Genomic DNA, 18,558 nt, shown 5'->3' on the forward strand with positions numbered 1-18,558 from the left:
CCGCGTATGACTCGTATCGCCGTCGAAGGCCAGGCCACGCGCACGCACCCCGCGGAGCGTGGCACCGTCAACCTGCACGTCGCGTTCTCGGGCACCCTCCGCAACGACGTCGTCGACCAGGTGGCCCGCACCCACACCATCCTCGTGGAGCAGGCAAGGGCGCACGTCGCGGCGGGTGCCGCCGACAAGTGGGACTCGGCCTCCGTGCACTCCTACGTCTACGACGACCGGGTCAAGAGCTCCCAGGCGGGCGGCAAGCAGCGCGTCCGGCGGTTCCGGGCCTCGGCACGCCTGTCGGTCACGTTCCGCGACTTCGAGGCGCTCTCGACGTGGCTGGGCGACATCATGGACGTCGATGGTGTCGAGATCGACCGGGTCGCCTGGACGCTGACCGACGAGACGCGCAGGACGCTCCAGGCCGAGGCCCGGATCGAGGCCGCGGAGGAGACGGTGGTGCGCGCGCAGTCGTACGCGGACGCGCTGGGCCTCGGACCGGTCGCGCCCGTCGCGATCTACGAGGCGGGCCTGCGTGGCGGCGGCAACGGTGGCGGCAACGCCCCGATGTACGCGATGCGCGCCGGGACCATGGGCGAGGCGGGCGGTAGCGCGCACGTCGAGCTCCAGCCCCGGGACATCGACGTCGACATCACGCTCTCCGCGGACTACGAGGCGGGCGTGCCCGCCGAGGGCTGAGGCAGCACGCCGGCGGCACGCAGCCGCCGAAGCACCAGGTCGTGGGGCACGGCGAGCGCCGTGCCGCGGTGCCCCACGGTGGTGGTGGCCGTCAGCAGCGAGTTCAGCAGGGCTTCCTCGACCGCGTCCATGGTCGCGGCGAAGACCGGGTCAAGGTCGCGGTCGTCCACCCGGCGCGCGGGCAGGTCCGACGTCGTGCCCGACGGCGGAGCGCCCGGCGTGCTGAACGCCAGGGCGTAGTCGCCGCTGCCGCCCGCGAAGTCCGAGCCCACCCGCGCCATCGCGAACACCGCCCGGCGTGCGACCCGGCCCAGCTGCCGAGCGTCCAGGGGCGCGTCGGTGGCGACCACGATCATGCAGGAGTTGCCGTCGGGCTCCCCCGCGGACGTCGCCGGCTCGCCGGCGGCGTCGGCCGGGATCGGCACGCCGCACACGGTCAGCGTGCCCGAGAAGTTGGACTGCACGAGGGCTCCCACCGTCCAGCCCTCGACGAGGCGCGACGACGTGCCGACCCCGCCCTTGAACCCGAGCGCCATGGTCCCCGTCCCGGCCCCGACGCAGCCCTCGTCGGGTGGACCGGACGTGGCGCCGTCGAGCGCTGCGAGCACGTGCGACTCCGCGACGGGGCGTGCGCGGATGTCGCTGAGGCGACCGTCGTTGGTCTCGCCCACCACCGGGTTGAGGGTGCGCGTCTCCTCGTGGCCAGGCCGCGCGAGCACGTGCGTGACCAGGGCGTCTGCGGCGCGAAAGGCGCTGAGGGTCGCGGTCAGGAGGATCGGGGTCTCGATCGCGCCGAGCTCGGCGACCTGGGTGGCGCCGACCAGCTTGCCGAACCCGTTGCCGACGAACAGCCCGCAGGGCAGGCTGCGCCTGTCCGGGTCGAGAGCGTCGGGGACGATCGCCGTGACCCCGGTGTGGAGGCGGGGTGCGTCGACGATGGTGGTGTGCCCCACGCGTACCCCTGGTACGTCGGTGAGGGCGTTGTGCCGCCCGGTGGGCAGCGTGCCCACGACGATGCCGAGGTCGCGCGCGCGGCGTGGGCGTTGTCCGTTGTCGCTCATACCCCCAGCATCGACGATCAGACGGACTTTCGAGTCAGCTCACGCCCGGCCAGGAAGGTGATCGGCGCGGGCACAGACGCGGGTAGGACCGACGGCGCGCCGCACCTGCACCTTGCACAATGACAAGGTGCGCCTCGACGACCACACCTGCCGCTCCCGCTTCGCCGCGGCCCGGCACGCCTACCTCGCTTCCGCCGGTAGCGACGGCGTGCCGCACCTCGTCCCTGTGACGTTTGCGCTGGTCAAGGCCCGCAGCAACACCGCGGCCGACCCGTCGACCGGTGACGAGATAGTGGTCGCCGTCGACCACAAGCCCAAGACCACGCGCGACCTGAAGCGCCTGCGCAACCTCGCGGAGAACCCGCGGGTCGCGTTCCTCGCCGACCGGTACGACGACGACTGGGCGCACCTCTGGTGGGTGCGCGCCGACGGCGTCGCCGCGATCGAGCACGACGGCGAGCCCCGCGAGGCGGCGCTGGACGCGCTCGCCGCGCGGTACCCGCAGTACCGCGAGCACCGGCCGGACGGCCCGCTGATCAGGGTGCGGGTGGCCCGGTGGTCCGGCTGGGCCCATGACTGAGCCCCGCCGGACCGTCGGTCATACCCACTGGACGAGCTGCCACACGATCCCGTTGGGGTCGGCGAACTGGCAGTAGCGCTCGCCCCACGGCTCGGTCTCCGGCGGTGTCACGACCTCCGCGCCGGCGGCGGAGATGCGGGCGAACTCGGTGTCGAGGTCGTCCACGACGAACGCGATCAGCATCCCCTGGCCGGCAGGTCCGGCGATGCGCTCGGGCTTGAACGTGCCGAGGCCGACGCGCAGGAACACGATGTTGACGCCGGCCGTGGGGTGGTCGAGCGACACGAACCCGTCGTCGGACATCGCCTCGGTGAAGCCGAGGTGGGTCTGGGCGAACTCGGCCGACGCGGCGACGTCGGACACGTTGAGGGACAGGGCGGTTCCGGTGATGATCAAGCGGGCTCCTCGCATCGGGACAATAACCTTGTACGGCGTACAACGTAGGATGATTGCAAAATGTTCCCGGCCCGTCACACCGATTCTGGAGACCCATGCCCCGAGAGCTGATCGACCTGCTCTGGCGGGACCACCCGTCCGCCCCGCAGGGCGGCACGCGCGGCCCGCGGTCGCGCATCACGACGGGGGCCGTGGTCGACGCGGCACTCGCGCTGGCCGACGCCGAGGGCCTCGCCGCAGTGACGGTCCGGCGCCTCGGCGACGCCCTTGGCATCTCGACGATGTCCGTGTACACGCACGTGAACGGGCGCGACGACCTGCTCGTGCTGATGGCCGACGCCGTCTACGCGCGCATGCCGCTGCCCGGCTACGGGACGGCGGGCTGGCGCACCCGCGTGCGCCGGGTCGCAGACGCTAGCCTGGCGCTCCACCTCGAGCACCCCTGGCTGCTGGAGATCGAGGACGACCGCACCGCGTTCGGCCCCGGCACCATCGCCAAGTACGACCACGAGCTGCACGCGCTCGACCCGTTGCACCTGGACGACGTCGCGCGGGACGCCGCGCTCACCTTCGTGCTGGATTTCGTGCGCGGCGCCGCACGCGCACGGCGGCGCGGCCCGCGAGCCGACGAGCTGCCGCAGGTCTGGGCACGGTGGGCCGGGCGGCTCGCCGAGTACCTGGGCGACGACTATCCGCTGGCCCAGCGGGTGGGTGGTGCCGCCGGCGAGGAGATGAACGCGCCCTCCAGCCCGGCGCACGCCTGGGAGTTCGGCATGGCGCGTGTGCTGGACGCGCTGGCTCGGGCAGCCGCCGAGCCGGGCGCGTAAGAAGCCGGTAACCAGGCCGTAAGGGTTGTTCGGCGAGCGACGCGCCTAGCGTCGACGCATGAGCACACTACACCGCGGTACCGTTGCCGCTATAGCCCTGACCTGCGCCTTTACCCTCGCTGCGTGCGGCTCTGCCGAGGAGCCGGGCGGCGGCGAGATGTCCGAGGACACCATGTCGGAGAGCCCGATGGACGAGATGTCGGAGTCCCCCATGGACGACGAGATGTCCGAGTCGCCGATGGACGACGAGATGTCCGAGGACGAGATGATGTCCGACGCCCTCGACTTCACGGCCTCCACGGCGAGTGGCGACACCTTCGAGGGCGCCGAGCTCGCGGGCAGCCCTGCCGTCGTCTTCTTCTGGTCCGAGATGTGTGACACGTGCGCCGACACGGCGGCAGCCCTCGCCGACGTCGACGGCGTCGAGCTGCTCTCCGTCGCCGGCGAGGACAGCGACCCCATGGACGACCCGCTGGCCGAGGTCGGCGGCGTCACCCAGCTCGAGGACGGTATGGGCGACCTCTCCTCGCACTTCGACGTGATGGCCGACGGCGACGTCGTCCTGATCGATGACGAGGGTACGGTCACCCACCACGGCCCGATGGACCCGATGGAGCTCCCGGACGAGGTCGCCTCGCTCACCATGTGACCCACCCGTTGAGTGCTGGATATCTGCGGGTTTTCAGCTCGGACCCACAGACATCCAGCACTCAACCGGCCTGGTCCTCGGAGCGGAGGCGGGGCTCCACCCGGTTGGCCGGGTTGACTCCCGACTTGTCCGCGTAGAAGGCCCTGATCACGTCCATGTCGGCACGCACGTCCCCGGTGAGCTGGATGCTCGGGCCGAGGCCTGCGACCTTGGCGACGCCGTCGACGTACCCGAGCGTCACGGGGAAGCCGCTCTTGAGCGCGATGCGGTAGAAGCCAGACTTCCAGTAGCCCGAGCCGGCGCCACGGGTGCCCTCCGGTGTCACGACGAGGTGGAACTCCTCGCCCCGTTCGACGGCCCCGAGGATCTCCTCGACGATGCTGGCCGGGTCGTTCCGGTCGACGGGGATGCCGCCCAGAGCACGCATGAGAGCGGCCAGGGGGCCCTTGAACCAGGAGTCCTTGATCAGGAACCGGATCTTGAGGTCCATGTCGAAGGCGATGGCCAGCATCAGGAAGAAGTCCGTGTTGGACGTGTGCGGCGCGCCGATGAACACCGTGGGTCTGGTCGGGGCAGGCTCCGACCGCATCCGGTAGCCGGTACCGGCCCAGATGATGCGGGCGACGGCCCGGCGGATGGTGCGTGACATCGTCGTCCTCGAATCAGGGCGGACAGGGTGAACCTCGGGCGAAAATCGCAGAAGCGCAATTCTGACAGATCCAGCGGAGGGTCACCGACCTGTCCGGGCTGCCCACGGCAGGCGCAGCAGCGGGCGCACGCTGCTGCGCACCAGGTGCAGCAGGCCTCGCGAACCCGCCGACTGCTCGTCGAACAGCATGAGCGCCACGTGCGCCATCGCCGTGTCGGACGCGGCGACGGCGCGTGTGGCGACACCCGCCCAGAGCGGGGAGCGCATGAGCTGCTGCGCCAGGTAGCACTCCCGGTAGTGGCGCCCGAACCGACGCCTGTGGGCGCTCTCGAACCCGGTCAAGGCCGCGGCGAGGTCCGCGCCCTGCCAGGACCCGCCCGCTCGGTCGAGCGCTCCGAGATGTTCGGCGAGCTGCACCCCTCCCGCCATCCCGTAGAAGATGCCCTCTCCGCTGAGCGGGTTGATCGCCGCCGCGGCATCGCCCAGCAGCACGGCGGAGCGCCCAGGGGCCGTCATCGGTGTCCGCGCGGCGGCGTGCGGGAGCTGGTGCGCGGCGACCCGCTCCACCCCGGACACGGCGAACCCGCGCCGCTCCAGGTCCTCGACGTACAGGTCGAAGAGGTCGCGCAGCGAGCGCCCGTGCCGCTTGGTCTGCCGCTTCAGATGGTCCACCGGGATGCCGACGCCGAGGTTCGCGCCGTCGTCGGGCAGCGGGAAGACCCAGCCGTAGACCGGCAGGAGCGTCTCCAGGAAGTCGAACCGGAGGGTGTCGCTCACGGGCTTGTCCGGGTGGGTGACCGTCCCGTACGCGCGCATGGCGATGTGGGTGTGCCGCATCGAGGGCCGGGCGATGCCCATCGCCCGCCGGACCCCGGAATAGGCGCCGTCCGCGCCGACGACCAGGTCGAACGTGGCCTCGCCGGAGGACAGCCTGACCCGTTCGCCGCCGCGCGCCTGGTCCTGCGCGGCGGGCGCCGGACCGGTCTGGGTCATGCCCTCGAACGACACGCCCTCGCGGACCTCCGCACCGGACTCGCGCGCCGCGTGCAGGAGCAGGTCGTCCAGGGCGAGCCGCGGGGTGACGTAGCCGGCGAGGTCCCGACCCTCCATGATCGGGCCGCGCGCAACGGCCTCGACCCCGCCCGGACCGCTGATCGCCACCGACATCGGCATGTGGAACTGCTCGAGCCGCTCCGCCAGGCCGAGCCCGTCGAGCACCCGCCTGGCCCCGGGACCGAGTCCGTCGCCGCAGGTCTTGTCACGCGGGAACGTGGCCTTGTCGACCAGCGTCACGTGCGCGTCCGGCACCTCGCGCCGCAGGGCGATCGCCGTTGCGGCACCGGTGGGACCACCGCCCACGACGAGGATCCGAGGTGCGTTGTTGCCGGCCACGCCGACGACCCTAGACCCGCTCCGAAGTGCGGGCCAGAGCAGGTGCCGACGTCAGCGCTTGGGCCTGCGGTCCGGCGTCACGTCCTCGGCGGTGCCAGGGATCGTCTTGCCCGTCGCGTAGGTGCCCGGAGCGCTGGTCGACGACGAGGCGCCCGGCGTCGCACCGCCCGGCGTCGAGGTACCGCTGCCCGAGCCACCCGACGCCGTGTCCCCCGTGGTGCCCTTCACCGGCCGGTGCTTCCGGAACCGCTGCACGGCCTTGTAGAGGGTGACGCCTGCGATGATGATCGCGATGGCGTCGTCCCCGAGGCCGAGCGGCCCCAGCACGCTCTCCGACAGGAGGTCGATCGGGCTAGCCACGTAGCCGGCGCCCGCGATGAACGTGAAGATCTCCTGCCAGGTGAACTTCCTGGGATCCTTGCCCCGCTTGCTTTCCTCGCCCATGCCCGGAACGTAACGGAGAACCGGACGACTCGCCAGGGATGTACGAGTCGTCCAATTCGTGACGTCCGACTCAGGTGCCCGGCTCTGGCCGGTCAGACGTCGATCGGGCGGCGGTCCTCCACGAGCCGCGACGTGTACCCGGCCGCCACGAGCCGGTCGAACGCGCCCATCACCTCGTCGGGCACCTCCTCCTCGTGGGCGATGAAGCCGAGGTCGGCATACAGGGTGAGGCGCTGCGTCTCACCGACGAGCATGTCGACCACCCGGACGGCATCACCGATCGTCTCGACGTACGCGTCGAGGTCCAGGGGCCGTGACACGCACAGCACGTCGACGTCCGGCCACACGACCCGGCAGGTCGCGAACGCACGCCGCTGCTGGTACGGGTGGGAGACGAGCAGCACGGAGGACGGCTCGACCTGGAGCTCGGCAAGCAGCTTGCGGCTGTACTCCAGGTTCTCGCTGGTGTTGGTGGCGGACGGCTCGACGAGCACGGCGTCCGCGGGCACGCCACGTGCGATCGCGTGGTCGCGGTAGCCGAAGGCCTCCCCCTCGGGGAAGGCGTCGACGGTGGTGGGTGCGTTGGCACCCGTGAAGACGATCTGCCGGAACAACCCTTCGAGGTAGAGGTCGGCCGTGTAGTCGGCCACACCCAGGTCGTGACCGCCCAGGCCGATACAGACGTCGACCGGTCGCGGCTCGTGCTGCAGGTCATGGAACGCCCACAGTGTCTGTACGTCCTCCCGCGCTTCGGCGGGGATCATGACGTTCGGCATATGACGACCATATTGCTCAAGGGAATCGCGGGCACAACCTGAGTTGGGATGCACGCCCGAATTCTGGGGTAATTGCGCGCAATGTCACAACCTGCGAGAGCGTTGTGACAGCGCCATCTACCTGTGCTTTCGCACCCCCCGCGCAGACCCCCCATACGGAGCCAAGGTAGTGGACGCGACGAACCACCCCTAGCGGGCAGCGTCGTCGTCACCCTCCCCCTCGCCTGCCCGCTCGGCGGCACCGACCCCGACGACGTCGTCCTCGAGCTTGCCCGAGAACAGGTCGTAGTACTGCAGGTGCAGGTGGTAGCCGGCCCCCAGCGCGATGCGGCGGATCATGCCGAGCGTCGGCTCGACCTGCCCGGACTCGATCCGGCTGATCGTCGACGTGGGTACGCCAGCCAGCACTGCCAGTGAACTCATGCTGAGCTCTCGCTCGGCTCGGATCCTGACAACGATCTGGGCTGCTGTCGTGAGCAAGGCGCCCTCCCGTCGACGCTCGGCCATCGAAACGTGCCATGACGCACGACAGGGCCCGCCGGAAAGTAGAGATCAATTTTCCGGCAAGCCCTGTAAGACAGACTCTATACGTCTATGCCCGTCGCGGCTCATCGACAGGGCATGTGTCGCATGTTTCCTCCGGGGGTGCCACACCGACACGTTGGCCTACTACCCTCAGCCCTCATGGGTACTGCGAGCTCACCGGGTGACGGCGCCGTGGCCCGGCAGGCCGCCGGGCACGGGTCGGCTCGTCGCGGCCAGGCGGCGCGCGGCGTGCGCGCCCTTCTCCAGGAGCATCCCGGGTGGGTGCTGCTGCGGTCGAGGAACGCCGCCGCCGCCGTCGTGCTGCTGGACCGCAACCTCGGCGCGTCCCGCCGCAGGCTGCCCGTCGAACAGCTCGCGACGAGGATCGACGACGATCTGCCCGAGCTGCGCCGTGCGGGCTTCGAGCTGCCGTACTCCGGCTACTTCTACGTGTCCGAGTGGATCGACGAGGGCGTGCTCGTCCGGCGACGGGCGGCGCAGACCGCCGGAGAGCCCGACACCGAGACCCTCGAGCTGTCCGACGGCGCGCTGCTCGCCATCCGCTTCGTCTCCCGGCTGAGCAAGCCCCACCCCGCTGTGACGCCGTCGCGGCTCGGCACGGTGCTCGACGGCCTGCACACGCTGGCCGCCGACGCCGACCCCGACCCGGAGGCCCGGCTGGCCGCCCTGCTGGAGCAGCGCGCGGCTCTCGACACCCGGATCGAGCGCGCCCGCCGGGGTGACGACGACCCGCTGCCGCCCGACGCCGCCGCCGAGCGTGCCCGCGAGATCCTGGCCCTGGCCGGCGACATCCCCGCCGACCTGGCCAGGGTGCGCACGGAGCTGGAGCGCACGGACCGCGAGCTGCGCCGTCGGCTCCTGGAGTCCGACGGCTCGCGCGACACGTTCCTCGACGACATCTACCGCGGCGTGGACCACCTCGCCGAGTCCGAGGCCGGGCGCGGCCTGGTCGCGTTCCGCGAGCTCCTGCGGCAGGCGGAGCACGCGGCGCAGGACGACGTCGGCCGCGTGCTCGACACCGTCCACCTGGCCCCAGCGGAGGCCTCCGCGCTGCGCCGCCTGCTGCCCACCCTGCAGGACGCCGCCGACGAGCTCACCGACACCATGGCCGTGCTGCGCCGCGCGCTGCAGCGCATGGTCCGGTCCGGCGAGCTCCCGGCAGAGCGCGCCCTGCGCCGTCTGCTCGGCGAGGCTCAGGACGCCGCCCTCGCAGCGGCCCCCGACCTCGCCCCCGGCGCCGAGCTGCGGCTCACGCTGCCGCTCGGCGCCGTCACGCCCCGGTCGGTGGGCGGCTTCCAGCCGCACAACCCCGGTGGGGAAGACGTCGAGGCACCGCACGCAGCTCCCGCCCTGCCGCCGCGGGCCGTCTCGCTCACGGCGCTGCGCGCACTGGCCCGCGACTCCGAGATCGACGTGGACGAGCTGCGCGGGCACGTGAACGAGCGCGTCGCGGCCGTCGGCCGCGCCACGATCGCGTCCGTGCTCGCCGCGCACCCCGCCACCCAGGGGGCCGCGAGCGTGGTCGGCCTCCTGACGCTCGCCGAGCAGCACGGCGTGGCCACCGGCAACGACGAAGACGTGAACTGGCGGTCGTCGCGCGGCGTCGCGCGGCGGGCCGTACTCCCCCAGAACCAGTTCGAGGAGCATGTCCCGTGACCGAACCCAACGCGACAGGGCCCGGCCCGACCCGGCCCGGATCGACAGACCTCCGCAGCGCGCGCCCCGGGCGCCCGGCCGGCAGCGGTACTGCGGCGCCGTCGGGTGCGGAGACCAGCGCGGGCGGCGACGCCGGCACGGGTGTCCACCTCTGGCCCGGCGACCACGGCACCCTGCCCGCGCCGGCCCGCCTCGCCCTCGCCCGGCTCGTGCGCGGGCCCTACCTTGCCGCCGAGTCGGACCCGGACACCTGGCGGTCGCTCCTGACGAACGAGGACGTCGTCCGCGAGCGCCTCGCCGACCAGTACCTCGATCTGGTGATCGACGCCGAGGCGCAGGTCGCGTTCGTGCGCGACGTGCCGGCCCCGGACGCGCCCCAGGTGGTGCGCGAGCTGACGCTCACGTTCCTGGACACCGCGCTGCTGCTGCACCTGCGCGCCCTGCTGCTGGACTCGGCGGACGGGCGGGTCGCGATCAGCCGTGACGAGGCGGCCGACCATCTCGGCAGGTACCGCCGGCGCGGTGGTGGTTCGCCCATGGACTTCACCAGGCAGCTGGACGCGACCTGGGCCCGGCTGATCGAGTCGGGCATGCTGGAGCCGCTCAGCGGGGACCGCTGCGTGGTCTCGCCGGTGCTCCGCACGGTGTTCGGCGCCGACCAGGTAGCGGCGCTGAGCGCCGAGTACGCACGACTGGCGAAGGAGAGCGCATGAACACGGCCCACCCCGGACAGTGGCGCCTCGCGCGCATCGAGCTGGTCAACTGGGGCACGTTCGCCGGGCACCACGTGGTGCCGGTGCCCCGCGAGGGCTTCCTGCTCACCGGCCACTCCGGCTCGGGAAAGTCGTCGCTGGTCGATGCCGTCGCAGCGGTCCTGACCCCGCCGGAGCAGCTACGGTTCAACGTGGCCGCCGCAGGCACCGGCGCAACGGAGCGCGAGGCGGGCGACCGGGACGTGGTCTCGTACGTGCGGGGCGCGTGGCGGCACCGGACCGACGAGAGCACCGGCGAGGTGGTGGCCGACCACCTACGGCCGGGCGCTACCTGGTCGGGTGTCCTGCTGCGGTACTCGAACGGCACCGACGCGGCCGACGACACGGTGACGCTGGTGCGCCTGTTCCACCTCACGCGGGGCTCGTCCACCCCGGCGACGCTGCACGTGGTGGTGCCCTCCGACGTGGGGCTGCTGGACTTCGAGCGGTACGTCCGCTCCGGACCCGACGCAGCGGGCGTGACCGCCGCCTGGCCGACCGCGACGGTGAGCGAGCGGCACGGGCCGTTCGCCGCCGCGTTCACGCAGGCGCTGGGGATCGGTTCGGAGCAGGCGCTGGTGCTGCTGCACCGCACGCAGTCCGCCAAGAACCTGGGCAGCCTGGACGACCTGTTCCGCGGGCACATGCTGGACGAGCCGAGCACGTTCGACCTGGCGGCCCAGGCGGTGGACCAGTTCGCGGACGTGGCACGTGCCTATGCCGACATCGAGACCTCGCGCCGGCAGATCGAGCACCTGGGCCGGCTGGCGACCCTGACCAAGGCGTACGACGAGGGCTCGTCGGCGGGTGTCCGCGCCGCGACGCTGCGGGGGTCCCTCGAGACCTTCAAGGACGCGTGGAAGCTCGACCTGGCGCACGGCGCCCTCGCGGAGGCGCGGGCCGCTGAGGAGCGCGCGCAGCACCACCGCCAGGCGGCCGACACCGAGGTCGACGTCGCGGCGAACACGCACCAGCAGGCGGTGAACGTGCTCGGCGCCAGGGGCGGGCAGGCCCTGGCCACCCAGGCGGACCGCCTGCAGCGCGCCGGCGAGATCGCCGCCCTGGTCCGCACGCGCCGTGGTGAGCTCGCCACGGACCTGCAGTCCGTCGGCATGACCATGCCGGAGACGTTCGGGGAGTTCGCGGCACTCAAGGAGAAGGCGCGGTGGGAGCTGGGCGGCTCGAAGCCGCTGACCACCGGCGCCGTCCCCACCCTGACGGGTGCCCTGCCCGCCGTCACGGCGGGTCAGGTGTCCGCGGTCGCCACGGGTCCGGTCCCGTCCGTCGGCGCGGGGACCACGACGGGGGCGGTGCCCTCGGTCGCGACGGGTGCCGTGTCCACCGTCGGCCGGTCGCGCGTGCCCGAGGCGCTCGACGCGACGATCCGGGAGACGCTGGCGGCGCGCTCCGCCGTCGGGCACCGGCACGAGGCCGTCGCGACACGGATCCAGGCGGTGCGGCAGACCCAGACGAACGTGCCCGCCGAGCTCGCCGCGGCCCGACGGGCCGTGGCGGAGGCCGCGGGGCTCGACATCTCCGTGCTGCCGTTCGCGGCCGAGCTGCTGCGGGTCCGGGAGGAGGACGCCGACTGGCGTCCCGTGCTCGAGGGGATCCTGCGGCCGCTGGCCACGCTCGTGCTGGTCGCCCCGGCGCACCGCGCGGCCGTCGCCGGAGCCGTCGAGGCAGGGCCCGGCCTGCGCTACCGCGTGGTCGGCGTGCGCAACGACGCGCCCCGGTCCACCGACGCGGCGTCGCTGGTGCACAAGGTCGAGGTGAAGGACGGCCCCATGTCGGGCTGGCTGCACCGGCGCCTGTCCGAGCAGTACGACTACCTGTGCGTCGACGACCCGTCGGGGCTCGACCGGCACGAGCGGGCGGTGACCCGCGAGGGCCTGGTCAAGCACGGTCCGGAAGAGATCGAGCAGCCGCTGCTGCCCGGCGTCGAGGACTGGGCGCTCGGCTGGGACGCCGACGACCGCCTCGACCAGCTCCTCGAGCTGGCTCGCGAGACCCAGGCCCGCCTCGCGGAGGCCGACGGCGCGGTCGCCGACGCCGTCGCCGAGCAGCGCGAGGCCGTGCGCCGCCAGCTCACGCTGCGGCACGTGGCCCGCAGGGAGTGGCGCGAGGTCGACATCGAGACCGCCGAGGCGGACCTGACCGACGCGCAGGCGTCGTTCGACCGCCTGCTCGACGGCACCATGGACCTGCTGCAGGCGTCCCAGGACGTCGCGGCGGCCGAGACCCGGCTGGACCAGGCCAGGACCGCCGCGGCGGAGGCTGCCGACACCCTCGCCGAGGCCCGGGCCCACCGCCGCTCGCTGGAGCGCGTGGTCGCCGAGCTCGGTGACGCCCCGCCGAACGCCATCCCGCTCGCGCACCGCGAAGAGCTGGAGAAGCGGTACGCCGCCGTCCGCACGACGGTGACGCACGAGGTGATCGACGACGTCTCGCTCACCGTGTCCCGCACGCTGGACGCGGAACGGGAGGCAGGGCTGCGCACCTCTGGTGCCGCCGAGCGGGAGATCGTCGGGCTGCTGGCCGAGTTCCGTCGCCGCTGGCCCGCCATCACCCGTGACCTCACGGCTCAGGTCGGCGACCGCTCGCGGTACCTGGAGGTGCTGGAACGGATCCGCACGTCCCGCCTGCCGGAGCAGGAGGCGCGGTTCTCCGACCTCCTCACCGACCAGGCGCGACGCGCGCTGCGGAAGCTCGCGGCCGAGATCCGGCAGGCGCCCGCCGCCATCCGCGAGCGGATCGTCGGGGTCAACACGTCCCTGCGCCGCTCCCCCTTCGACACCGACCGGTTCCTGGAGATCCGCGTCAAGGAGCGCCGCCCCGCGGCCGTCGAGGAGTTTCTCGCGACCCTGGACGCACTCACCGGGGACACCGAGCCCGAGTACGAGGTGCTGGAACGGCTGGTCCGCCGGCTCGGGTCGAGCGATCACGCCGACCGCGCCTGGCGGTCCCTGTGCCTGGACACACGGCGCCACGTGCACTTCACCGGCGTGGAGGTCACAGCGGGGGGCATCGCCCTCGCCGTGCACGACTCGTCCGCCGGCCTCTCCGGCGGTCAGCGCCAGAAGCTCGTCGTGTTCTGCCTGGCCGCTGCCCTGCGCTACCAGCTGGCCGGAGCCTCGGACTCGGGCACGCCCGCGTACGGCTCGATCCTCCTGGACGAGGCCTTCGACAAGGCCGACACCGCCTTCACCCGGACCGCCATGGACACGTTCGCGGCGTTCGGGTTTCACATGATTCTGGCCACGCCGCTCAAGCTGCTGCAGACGCTCGAGGACTACGTGGGCGGCATCGGCCTGGCGACCTGTCGCGAGATGCGGGAATCGCGCGTGGACGTGGTCCTGCTGGAGTCCCCGCTGCCCGACGTCGACCCGGTCCCCTCGGCCACCCGGGGCGGCGGTAGCGGCGCGGGCTCGCCGGGCGGGCCGGTACCGGCCGCGCCACCCGCGCCCGCGCCCGCGCCCGCGCCCACCAGGGCGACCCCGCCATCGGCCTCGACGCCTGGCACTCCTGTCCCGGCCGCCGAGGCGGGAACGACGACGCCGCCGCGCGGGCTCCCCGCGGTACCGCCGCCTCCGCTGCCTCCGACCCCTGCTCCCGCCCCGGAACCGGCCCCGGCGTCGGGCACCGGTGACGAGGGCGAGCCCGAGCCGGACTGGTCGGTGACCGTCACCGCCGAGGACCGGGACGACCCGTCGCCGGTGGCGCGGATGACGTCACGCCGCCCGTCGCTGTAGCCGGCCACGAGCCGGTCAGCTGGCCGGTCCGGCGTCCGCCCGGCCGTCGGCGAGGCCGCGGGCGTAGGCCTCTGCCGAGCCCTCGCGGAACAGGTCGTCGGCACTGCTGCGGACCAGGACACGGGCGCCCGGACCGTCGTCGGCGGTGACGTGGTGGCCCATGCCACGCACGACGGCGACGGCGCGCCCTGTCGACTTGCCCCGGACCAGCTCGGTGGCGGCGGCGATCTCGTCGACGACGGCGGTGACCGTCACGTTCAGCGGGCGGCCGTGGGCGTCGACGCTGCCGCGCAGGTCGTCGGTGGGCGCTATCCCTGCGCAGCCGATCGCGATGTCGACCAGGGCGTCGCGCCAGGGCCGGCCGGCGGTGTCGGTGACGACCACGCCGATCCGACGCAGGCCCAGGCGCTGCGCGAGCGCGGCGCGGATCGTGCGGGCCGAGACGTCCGGGTCCACGGGCAGCAGCAGGACCGTGCCCTCCGGGGTGTTGCTCGCGTCCACGCCCGCCGCGGCCATCACCAGGCCGAGCTTGTTCTCGACGATCCGCAACGGCGGCAGACCTGGACGCTGCCGCTGGGCGACCACGCGGACGGTCTCGTCGGTGATGGCCTGCTCCCGGTCGGCAGCGGCTATCACCCGCCCCTCCGCCTTGGACACGATCTTCGACGTCACGACCACCACGTCGCCGTCGCGCGGCCGGTCCGGCTCGTCCTGACCGGTCAAGAGGTCGGCGACGAGCTCGCCGAGGTCGTCGCCGGGGCTGATCTCTGGCAGCCCGTCGGGGGCCCAGATGCTGAGTCTCTCCACGGGGACCATCCTCACACCACGACAGTTCAGCCGGGTGCGGTAATCTGCCAGGCGGCCAAGCCACATATGTCCGGTTCGTGCGGTGATCTCCAGGGGGAAGCGTCCGGTGTTGCACGACCCACCCGCCCAGCGGACGGTGCCCGTACCGGAGCCGGCGGCCCTGCGGCCCGGCGAACCCCGCACCATCGGGCCGTTCCGGGTCCGGAGCCGGCTGGGCAGCGGCGGCATGGGCGACGTCTACCTCGGGACAGCGCGCCGCGGACAGCAGGTGGCCATCAAGCTGATCCGGGGCGCTCAGCTCGACGACGACGAGTTCCGCGCGCGCTTCCGCCGCGAGGTGCGTGCCGCCGCCAAGGTCCGCAGCCGGTTCATCGCGAACCTGATCGACGCCGACCCCGACGCGGAGCTCCCCTGGCTTGCCACCGAGTACGTGCCGGGGCCGACCCTCGCGCAGGCGCTGGCCGCCCAGGGGCCGCTGTCGGAGGCGGACGTGCTGCGCCTGGTCGCGGGCGTCGCGGAGGCGCTGCACGAGATGCATCGCGTCGGGCTCGTGCACCGGGACGTCAAGCCGGCCAACGTGATCCTCGGACCGGACGGTCCGCGCCTGATCGACCTGGGCGTGGTCGCCACCGTCGACGCGACGCGGCTGACGCTGACCGGGCAGCCGGTCGGCACGCCGGTGTACATGGCGCCGGAGCAGGCCTCCGGCAGCCGTGCGACGTCTGCCGCCGACGTCTGGGCGCTGGGTGCGCTGGCCTACTACGCCGCCACCGGCAACCGGCTCTTCGACGGCGACCATCCCGCTGTGGTGCTGTACCGGGTCTCGTCCGAGGAACCCACCTACGGCGACTGTCCCGCGTACCTGCGCCCGTTCCTCGACGCCTGCCTGGTCAGGGACCCGGCCGGACGCCCGTCCCTCGACACGATCCTGCGCTCGCTCGGGGTGCCCGACCCTGCCGGTACCACCCTCCTCACCCGACCGCCGAGCCCGCCGCCGGGTGTGGCACGCGGCGCCAGGCGACGGAGGCGGCGCAGCCCCCTCGTCGTCCTCGGTGCGGTGGCGGCCGCCACGGCGCTCCTGGGCGCTGCGGCGTTCGGCGCCTGGACCGTGCTCACCGGGGGCGACGAGGAGCGCAACGCCGTCGGGCAGACGCAGGTCACGGGCACGCCCGCACCGCAGGAGTCCGGCGAGACCACGCAGCCGGGCGCCGGGCCCGTGACGGACCAGGCGGACGCGGACGAGGACGGGAGCCAGGGCAGCCCCTGGGCTCTGGGGACCGAGCAACGCCTGGCCGACGACTCGTGCTGGCTCGTCAGCGTCGACCAGGTGCAGGGGCGGCTGGCCACGCTGACGCTCTCGTGCGACCAGGTGGGGACGACCACGTACCGGTATCCGACGCCGAACCGGTGGCTCCGGGTCTACGCGATCGGGCAGGACGGGACCGTCGAGCGCACCGAGCCGGCGGACGCCACCGCGCAGGACACGTTCTGGACCCTCGGCAACCTCGCCGACCGGGCGCCGGTGACCACCACCGTGACCCTGCCGGACGTCGGGCCGCTGGCCGCCGTGGCCGTGCAGAACACGGACAGCGTCGGCTGGTACTGGGCGGCAGCTCCCTGACGCACCGGTCGGTCGCCGGTCACCGCACCAGCTTGGGCAGCACCTCGCGGCCGAACGTCTCGATCCACTCGCTCTGGTTGCGGCCCACGTTGTGCAGGTAGACGCGGTCGAAGCCGAGGTCGAGGTACCGCTGGATCGACGCCCTGTGCTCGTCCGGGTCGGCGGAGATCAGCAGGCGCCCCTCGAAGTCCTCCGGGCGCACCATCCGCGCCAGCTGGGCGAAGTCGTGCGGCGAGCGGATGTCCGACCGGGGGAACCGCATGCCGCCCACCGGCCACTCGGTCAGGGCGTTGGCGACCGCTTCCTCGTGCGTCGGCGCCCAGGAGAGGTGCAGCTGCAGCGCCTTGGGCATCTGCGCCGCGTCCCGGCCGGACTCGCGGGCGCCGTCGGCGAACCTCGTCAGGAGCGACCCCATCCGCTCGAGGGGGGCCGCCTGCGTGATGAGCCCGTCGGCCGTCCGGCCGGCACGGCGGGCGGTGACCGGACCCGCCGTCGCGACCAGGATCTCGGGGGCCACCTCCGGCATCGTCCACAGGCGCGTCGACTCCAGCTTGAAGTACGTTCCCGAGTGCTTGACGTCCCGCCCGGCCAGCGATCCGGCGAACAGCTTCTTGATGATCTCGACGGCCTCGAACATCCGGTTGATCCGCTCGGCGGCCTCGGGCCAGTAGCCGCCCACCACGTGCTCGTTGAGCGCCTCGCCCGAGCCGACACCCAGCCAGTGCCGGTCAGGGTTCATCGCCGCGAGCGTCGCCGACGCCTGGGCGACCACCGCGGGGTGCCACCGGAACGTCGGCGCCGTCACCGGCCCCAGGTCGCCGGTCGTGTGCTCAGCCGCCGCGGCGAGCACGTTCCACACGAAGCCCGCCTGCCCCTGGTGAGGGGTCCATGGCTGGAAATGGTCCGCCGCCATGATGCCGGAGAAGCCGTGCGCCTCGGCGAGGGCCGCCAGCTCCACCGCCGTCCGGGGCGCGAACTGCTCGAGCATCGCGGCATAACCGATGGTCACCACGCAGACCAGCCTACGGCGTCGGGCTTCCTGGTCAGTGGCTCGCCGTGAGCACCCGCTACCGAAGCTCCGGGAGCCGGCCGTGCTGCCGAAGTGTCCGCAGGGCACCCAGCGTGACGATGCCCCGCCACTCCACGGTCTGACCGGGCGACCAGTGCTGGAAGTCGAAGTCCCAGCCGCCGTCCTCGAGCTGTTCCCCCTCCAGCCGGTCCAGCTCCGCCGAGATCTGCCCTGAGGAGAACAGCGCCCGGCTCGGCGACCCCGGCCTCGCGGACAGCTGCAGCGGCGTGAGCTTCTCGTCGCTCTCCCCGCCGTCGACGGCGATGGAGCCGTCGTCGCGCAGGGCAGGCCGCAGCCGCTCGACGGCGGTGGCCGCCCGGTCCGGCCGGGGCACCGCGTCGAGGAAGTTCAGCGCGAACAGGACGGTGTACCCGTCCACGGGGGCCTCGCCCTCCAGCTGGTCCCAGCACCAGGTCGTCGCGGCGTCGAGCCACGGATGGTTCAGGCCGAGCTCCCACAGGCGAGCGGCGATCGCGAACGTGAGGAACCCGTTCTCGTTCGGCTGCATCCACGGCGCCGCCGGGTAGTCGGCGGCGGTCGGCAGCACCTGCGGCACCCGCCCGTCCGGCAGAGCGACCGAGGCCAGCCAGTCGGCGGTCTCCCGGACCAGCCGTCCGACTGCCGGGTCGGCCGCCGTCCCCAGCTCTGCAAGCACCTCGAGCGCTGACAGCGCGCCCGAGACCTGGCTGTCGGGCCCGCGCAGGTCCGGCTCCAGGGCGTGACCCCATCCGCCGTCGTCGTTCCGGTAAGGACGCAGGGCGTCCAGGACACGGCTGCCCGGTGCCTCGTGGAAGAGCACCGCGAGGCGGTGCCGCTCCAGCAGCCGGGCGTCGTCGTAGATGAACCGCTCGGCGGCTCCGACATCGATACTCGTCGTTGTGCTCATGC

18 protein-coding genes are annotated in these 18,558 nt (G+C 73.0%); 8 read left to right on the forward strand and 10 right to left on the reverse strand.

Translation table 11 applies throughout. From position 1 onward, the window contains the following. Positions 1-6 precede the first annotated feature (6 nt). On the forward strand, positions 7-693 hold the full coding sequence (locus tag ACFS27_RS22125; RefSeq protein ID WP_377187574.1) for an SIMPL domain-containing protein: 687 nt from the start codon (positions 7-9) through the stop codon (positions 691-693). Here the strand turns inward: ACFS27_RS22125 and ACFS27_RS22130 are convergent. After that, positions 663-1,754, reverse strand: coding sequence for a P1 family peptidase (locus tag ACFS27_RS22130; protein ID WP_377187577.1), 1,092 nt, complete (start codon positions 1,752-1,754; stop codon positions 663-665). The genes ACFS27_RS22125 and ACFS27_RS22130 overlap by 31 nt on opposite strands. Before the next feature lie 127 nt (positions 1,755-1,881). Here ACFS27_RS22130 and ACFS27_RS22135 point away from each other — a divergent pair, with 127 nt between their 5' ends. After that, positions 1,882-2,334: a TIGR03668 family PPOX class F420-dependent oxidoreductase gene (locus tag ACFS27_RS22135; protein WP_377187580.1), complete on the forward strand. Its 453-nt coding sequence runs from the start codon at positions 1,882-1,884 to the stop codon at positions 2,332-2,334. Between the two features lie 18 nt (positions 2,335-2,352). Here the strand turns inward: ACFS27_RS22135 and ACFS27_RS22140 are convergent, their stop codons facing one another. Then, on the reverse strand, positions 2,353-2,730 hold the full coding sequence (locus ACFS27_RS22140) for a VOC family protein (RefSeq protein ID WP_377187583.1): 378 nt from the start codon (positions 2,728-2,730) through the stop codon (positions 2,353-2,355). Positions 2,731-2,825: 95 nt separating this feature from the next. Between ACFS27_RS22140 and ACFS27_RS22145 the strand changes: the two genes are divergently transcribed. Together ACFS27_RS22145 and ACFS27_RS22150 are read left to right on the forward strand one after the other, a co-directional pair. Then, positions 2,826-3,557 carry a TetR/AcrR family transcriptional regulator gene (locus ACFS27_RS22145; protein ID WP_377187586.1) on the forward strand — a complete coding sequence of 244 codons (732 nt, stop codon included), beginning with the start codon at positions 2,826-2,828 and terminating at the stop codon, positions 3,555-3,557. A gap of 58 nt (positions 3,558-3,615) precedes the next feature. After that, on the forward strand, positions 3,616-4,206 hold the full coding sequence (locus ACFS27_RS22150) for a redoxin domain-containing protein (protein WP_377187589.1): 591 nt from the start codon (positions 3,616-3,618) through the stop codon (positions 4,204-4,206). Between the two features lie 61 nt (positions 4,207-4,267). Here ACFS27_RS22150 and ACFS27_RS22155 read toward each other — a convergent pair whose 3' ends face one another. The 5 genes from ACFS27_RS22155 to ACFS27_RS22175 all read right to left on the reverse strand — a co-directional run bounded on the left by ACFS27_RS22155 (position 4,268) and on the right by ACFS27_RS22175 (position 7,974). Continuing rightward, the gene (locus ACFS27_RS22155) at positions 4,268-4,855 is read right to left on the reverse strand and encodes a 1-acyl-sn-glycerol-3-phosphate acyltransferase (protein WP_377187591.1); all 588 of its coding nucleotides are present in this window, start codon (positions 4,853-4,855) and stop codon (positions 4,268-4,270) included. A gap of 81 nt (positions 4,856-4,936) precedes the next feature. Further along, a complete protein-coding gene (locus ACFS27_RS22160; protein WP_377187594.1) occupies positions 4,937-6,247 on the reverse strand; it encodes an NAD(P)/FAD-dependent oxidoreductase in 1,311 nt (436 codons plus the stop codon). Positions 6,248-6,298: 51 nt separating this feature from the next. After that, positions 6,299-6,691 (reverse strand): DUF1232 domain-containing protein, encoded by a 393-nt coding sequence (locus ACFS27_RS22165; RefSeq protein WP_377187597.1) that lies wholly within the window; start codon positions 6,689-6,691, stop codon positions 6,299-6,301. A gap of 92 nt (positions 6,692-6,783) precedes the next feature. Next, the gene (locus tag ACFS27_RS22170; RefSeq protein ID WP_377187600.1) at positions 6,784-7,467 is read right to left on the reverse strand and encodes a YdcF family protein; all 684 of its coding nucleotides are present in this window, start codon (positions 7,465-7,467) and stop codon (positions 6,784-6,786) included. 189 nt (positions 7,468-7,656) lie between these two features. Then, complete coding sequence (locus tag ACFS27_RS22175) at positions 7,657-7,974, reverse strand: helix-turn-helix domain-containing protein (protein ID WP_377187603.1); 318 nt, start codon at positions 7,972-7,974, stop codon at positions 7,657-7,659. A 177-nt stretch (positions 7,975-8,151) separates the two neighbouring features. On the opposite strand from ACFS27_RS22175, the gene ACFS27_RS22180 reads away from it, so the two are divergent. From ACFS27_RS22180 to ACFS27_RS22190, 3 genes are read left to right on the forward strand one after another with little or no spacing between them, the layout of a single operon-like run. Then, positions 8,152-9,669 (forward strand): DUF3375 domain-containing protein, encoded by a 1,518-nt coding sequence (locus tag ACFS27_RS22180; RefSeq protein WP_377187606.1) that lies wholly within the window; start codon positions 8,152-8,154, stop codon positions 9,667-9,669. Continuing rightward, positions 9,666-10,382 (forward strand): DUF4194 domain-containing protein, encoded by a 717-nt coding sequence (locus ACFS27_RS22185; RefSeq protein ID WP_377187609.1) that lies wholly within the window; start codon positions 9,666-9,668, stop codon positions 10,380-10,382. The genes ACFS27_RS22180 and ACFS27_RS22185 overlap by 4 nt, the downstream gene beginning before the upstream one ends. Further along, positions 10,379-14,173: an ATP-binding protein gene (locus ACFS27_RS22190; protein WP_377187612.1), complete on the forward strand. Its 3,795-nt coding sequence runs from the start codon at positions 10,379-10,381 to the stop codon at positions 14,171-14,173. The genes ACFS27_RS22185 and ACFS27_RS22190 overlap by 4 nt, the downstream gene beginning before the upstream one ends. Before the next feature lie 15 nt (positions 14,174-14,188). Here the strand turns inward: ACFS27_RS22190 and cofE are convergent, their stop codons facing one another. Next, positions 14,189-14,980, reverse strand: a complete 792-nt coding sequence (gene cofE / locus ACFS27_RS22195) for a coenzyme F420-0:L-glutamate ligase (RefSeq protein WP_377187615.1) — start codon at positions 14,978-14,980, stop codon at positions 14,189-14,191. A gap of 109 nt (positions 14,981-15,089) precedes the next feature. Here cofE and ACFS27_RS22200 point away from each other — a divergent pair, with 109 nt between their 5' ends. Further along, positions 15,090-16,601 (forward strand): protein kinase domain-containing protein, encoded by a 1,512-nt coding sequence (locus ACFS27_RS22200; protein WP_377187618.1) that lies wholly within the window; start codon positions 15,090-15,092, stop codon positions 16,599-16,601. Positions 16,602-16,620: 19 nt separating this feature from the next. Here the strand turns inward: ACFS27_RS22200 and ACFS27_RS22205 are convergent, their stop codons facing one another. Continuing rightward, on the reverse strand, positions 16,621-17,613 hold the full coding sequence (locus ACFS27_RS22205) for a TIGR03557 family F420-dependent LLM class oxidoreductase (RefSeq protein WP_377187621.1): 993 nt from the start codon (positions 17,611-17,613) through the stop codon (positions 16,621-16,623). A gap of 55 nt (positions 17,614-17,668) precedes the next feature. Next, positions 17,669-18,556 (reverse strand): hypothetical protein, encoded by an 888-nt coding sequence (locus tag ACFS27_RS22210; protein ID WP_377187624.1) that lies wholly within the window; start codon positions 18,554-18,556, stop codon positions 17,669-17,671. Positions 18,557-18,558 lie beyond the last annotated feature (2 nt).

Origin of the sequence: Promicromonospora vindobonensis (assembly GCF_042685865.1) — a bacterium.
In the GTDB taxonomy this organism is placed as follows: domain Bacteria; phylum Actinomycetota; class Actinomycetes; order Actinomycetales; family Cellulomonadaceae; genus Promicromonospora; species Promicromonospora vindobonensis.